The following is a 3401-nucleotide window of genomic DNA, read 5'->3' as shown; positions in this document are numbered from 1 at the left end:
CCTCCTGCGTGGTGTTCAGACTGTGCTGTCCCGGGGGGCGACCCCCGGACCCCCGGCGGATCGCGTGGTGACCGTGGATCGTCATCGGCCGGCCTCCTGCGTGGTGTTCAGGATGTTCACGTCGCGGAACAGGGCGGACGGGCAGCCGTGGGAGACCGCCGCGACCTGCCCCGGCTGGGCCTTGCCGCAGTTGAAGGCGCCGCCCAGCACGTAGGTCTGCGGGCCGCCGACCTTCTCCATCGAGCCCCAGAACTCGGTCGTCGTGGCCTGGTAGGCGACATCGCGCAGCTGCCCGGCGAGCCGGCCGTTCTCGATCCGGAAGAACCGCTGCCCGGTGAACTGGAAGTTGTAGCGCTGCATGTCGATCGACCAGGAGCGGTCGCCGACCACGTAGATCCCGCGCTCCACCCCGCCGATCAGGTCCTCGGTGGACAGCCCGCCCGGATCCGGCCGGAGCGAGACGTTGGCCATCCGCTGGACGGGCACGTGCCCGGGGGAGTCGGCGTAGGCGCAGCCGTTGGAGCGCCCGAGGCCCGTGAGCTTCGCGATCCGCCGGTCCGTCTGGTATCCGGTCAGGGTGCCGTCCTTGACCAGGTCCCAGCTCTGCGCCTCGACGCCCTCGTCGTCGTAGCCGATGGTGGCCAGGCCGTGCTCGGCGGTGCGGTCGCCCGTCACGTTCATGATCGGGGAGCCGTACCTGAGCTTGCCCAGCTGGTCGAAGGTGGCGAAGGAGGTCCCCGCGTACGCCGCCTCGTAGCCCAGCGCCCGGTCGAGCTCGGTGGCGTGGCCGATGGACTCGTGGATGGTCAGCCACAGGTTGGACGGGTGCACGACCAGGTCGTAGCGCCCGGCCTCGACGCTCGGGGCCCGCATCTTCTCGGCGAGCAGGGCGGGGATCTCCTCCAGCTCGGCGTTCCAGTCCCAGCCGGTGCCCGTCAGGTACTCCCAGCCGCGCCCGGCGGGCGGGGCGATGGTGCGCATGGAGTCGAACTCGCCGGTGGTGGCGTTCACGGCGACGGCGGTGAGCTGCGGGTGGATCCGCACACGCTGCTGCGTGGTGGAGGTGCCCGCGGTGTCGGCGTAGAACTTGTTCTCGTGCACGGCGAGGAGCGAGGCGTCCACGTGCGCGACGCCGTCGGCGGCCAGCAGCCGGGTGCTCCAGTCGGCGAGCAGGGCCGCCTTCTCGGCGTCCGGAACCGAGAAGGGGTCCACGTCGTAGGCGGAGATCCAGGTCTTGTCGGCGTGCACCGGCTCGTGGGCGAGCTCGACGCGCTCGTCGGAGCCGGCGGCCTTGATCACCTGGGCGGACAGTTTCGCCATGGCGACGGCCTGGGAGGCCACCTTGGCGGCGGCGTCCATGGTGAGGTCCACGCCGGAGGCGAACCCCCAGCTGCCCCCGTGCACCACCCGGACCGCGTAGCCGAGGTCCGTGGTGTCGGAGCCGCCGGAGGGCTTGGCGTCGCGCAGGCGCCAGGAGGCGCTGCGGATCCGCTCCAGCCTGAAGTCGGCATGGTCGGCGCCCAGCGCGCGGGCCCGGGCGAGCGCCGCGTCGGCGAGCGCCCGCAGGGGCAGCGCGGTGAAGGCCGCGTCGATGGAATGGGCCACGGAAATCCTCCCGGGGTCGGGGCAGGTCGCCCCGATCATGTCGCGCCCGGGGCTCTGGTGCCTACATCTTTCTGTAGGGACTCGACATACCCCGTCGCGAGGCCCTGTCGGAGCCCGATTCTCCGGATGCCGGAGCCGACCTATAGGTTTTTGGTATTCAGACAGCTAGCGAAAGGGTGATCCGTTGAGCCGCTCGGTTCTCGTCACCGGAGGTAACCGGGGCATCGGCCTCGCCATCGCCCGAGCCTTCGCCCAGGCCGGCGACAAGGTCGCGATCACGTACCGCTCGGGAGAGCCGCCGCAGGAGCTCACCGACCTCGGCGTACTGTCGGTGCGCTGCGACATCACCGACTCCGAGCAGGTGGAGCAGGCCTACAAGGAGATCGAGGCCAAGCACGGCAACGTGGAGGTGCTGGTGGCCAATGCCGGCATCACCAAGGACACGCTGCTGATGCGGATGTCCGAGGAGGACTTCGCCTCCGTCGTCGACACCAACCTCACGGGCACCTTCCGCGTGGTCAAGCGCGCCAATCGCGGCATGCTCCGGGCGAAGAAGGGCCGTGTGGTCCTGATCTCCTCGGTCGTGGGCCTGCTGGGTTCCGCGGGTCAGGCCAACTACGCCGCCTCGAAGGCCGCGCTGGTGGGCTTCGCCCGCTCCCTCGCCCGCGAGCTGGGCAGCCGCAACATCACCTTCAACGTCGTGGCCCCGGGCTTCGTGGACACCGACATGACGAAGGTGCTCACCGACGAGCAGCGTGCGGGCATCGTGTCGCAGGTGCCGCTGGCCCGCTACGCGCAGCCCGAGGAGATCGCGGCCGCCGTGAGCTTCCTGGCGTCCGATGACGCCGCGTACATCACCGGAGCCGTCATTCCCGTTGACGGCGGATTGGGCATGGGTCACTGATCACCATGAGCGGAATTCTCGACGGCAAGCGCATCCTCATCACCGGGGTGCTGATGGAGTCGTCCATCGCCTTCCACACCGCGCGACTGGCCCAGGAGCAGGGTGCCGAGGTCATCCTCACGGCGTGGCCGCGCCCTTCGCTGACCGAGCGGATCGCCAAGAAGCTGCCGAAGCCGGTCAAGGTCATCGAGCTCGACGTCACCAACGACGAGCACCTGGCCCGCCTCGAAGGCCTCGTCCGCGAGGAGCTCGGCGGCCTCGACGGCGTCGTGCACTCCATCGGCTTCGCGCCGCAGGACGCGCTCGGCGGCAACTTCCTGAACACCCCGTTCGAGTCGGTGGCCACCGCCATGCACGTCTCGGCGTTCTCGCTGAAGTCGCTGGCCATGGCCTGCAAGCCGCTGTTCCCGGAGGAGGGCGCGGCCATCGTCGGCCTCACCTTCGACGCGCAGTTCGCCTGGCCGCAGTACGACTGGATGGGCCCGGCCAAGGCCGCGCTGGAGGCCACCAGCCGCTACCTCGCCCGCGACCTGGGCAAGGAGAACATCCGCTGCAACCTGGTCTCGGCCGGCCCGATTGGCTCGATGGCCGCGAAGTCCATCCCGGGCTTCGGCGAGCTGGCGGACACCTGGAACCAGCGTTCCATGCTGGCGTGGGACATGAGCGACCCGGAGCCGACGGGCCGGGGCGTCGTCGCCCTGCTGTCGGACTGGTTCCCGAAGACCACGGGCGAGATCGTCCACGTCGACGGCGGCCTGCACGCGATGGGCGCCTGACCGGCACCCGCATCCGTACGGCGGTGGGGGGGGGGGGGGGGGGGGGGGGGGGGGGGGGGGGGGGGGGGGGGGGGGGGGGGGGGGGGGGGGGGGGGGGGGGGGGGGTGGGGGTGACT

The 3401-nt window shown here is 70.9% G+C and carries 3 protein-coding genes; 2 read left to right on the top strand and 1 reads right to left on the bottom strand.

Annotation, left to right across the window (positions count from 1 at the left end; translation table 11 throughout):
* Positions 1-81 precede the first annotated feature (81 nt).
* Positions 82-1644 (bottom strand): TldD/PmbA family protein, encoded by a 1563-nt coding sequence (locus ACEPPI_RS40165; RefSeq protein ID WP_373920188.1) that lies wholly within the window; start codon positions 1642-1644, stop codon positions 82-84.
* A gap of 145 nt (positions 1645-1789) precedes the next feature.
* Between ACEPPI_RS40165 and fabG the strand changes: the two genes are divergently transcribed.
* Both fabG and fabI read left to right on the top strand, forming a co-directional pair.
* Positions 1790-2509 carry a 3-oxoacyl-[acyl-carrier-protein] reductase gene (gene fabG / locus ACEPPI_RS40160; RefSeq protein ID WP_030233503.1) on the top strand — a complete coding sequence of 240 codons (720 nt, stop codon included), beginning with the start codon at positions 1790-1792 and terminating at the stop codon, positions 2507-2509.
* Between the two features lie 5 nt (positions 2510-2514).
* Positions 2515-3285: an enoyl-ACP reductase FabI gene (gene fabI, locus ACEPPI_RS40155; protein ID WP_373920187.1), complete on the top strand. Its 771-nt coding sequence runs from the start codon at positions 2515-2517 to the stop codon at positions 3283-3285.
* Positions 3286-3401: the final 116 nt, after the last annotated feature.

Source organism: Streptomyces sp. AB3(2024), from assembly GCF_041862025.1.
In the GTDB taxonomy this organism is placed as follows: Bacteria; Actinomycetota; Actinomycetes; order Streptomycetales; family Streptomycetaceae; genus Streptomyces.
The sequence above is the reverse complement of the archived record's forward strand: the minus strand, read 5'-3'. Positions and strand labels throughout refer to the sequence as shown.

Excerpts from the sequence above, each read along its gene's own strand:
- ACEPPI_RS40165 (WP_373920188.1), bottom strand. The coding sequence starts at position 1,644 with ATGATCGGGGCGACCTGCCCCGACCCCGGGAGGATTTCCGTGGCCCAT.
- fabI (WP_373920187.1), top strand. The coding sequence starts at position 2,515 with ATGAGCGGAATTCTCGACGGCAAGCGCATCCTCATCACCGGGGTGCTG.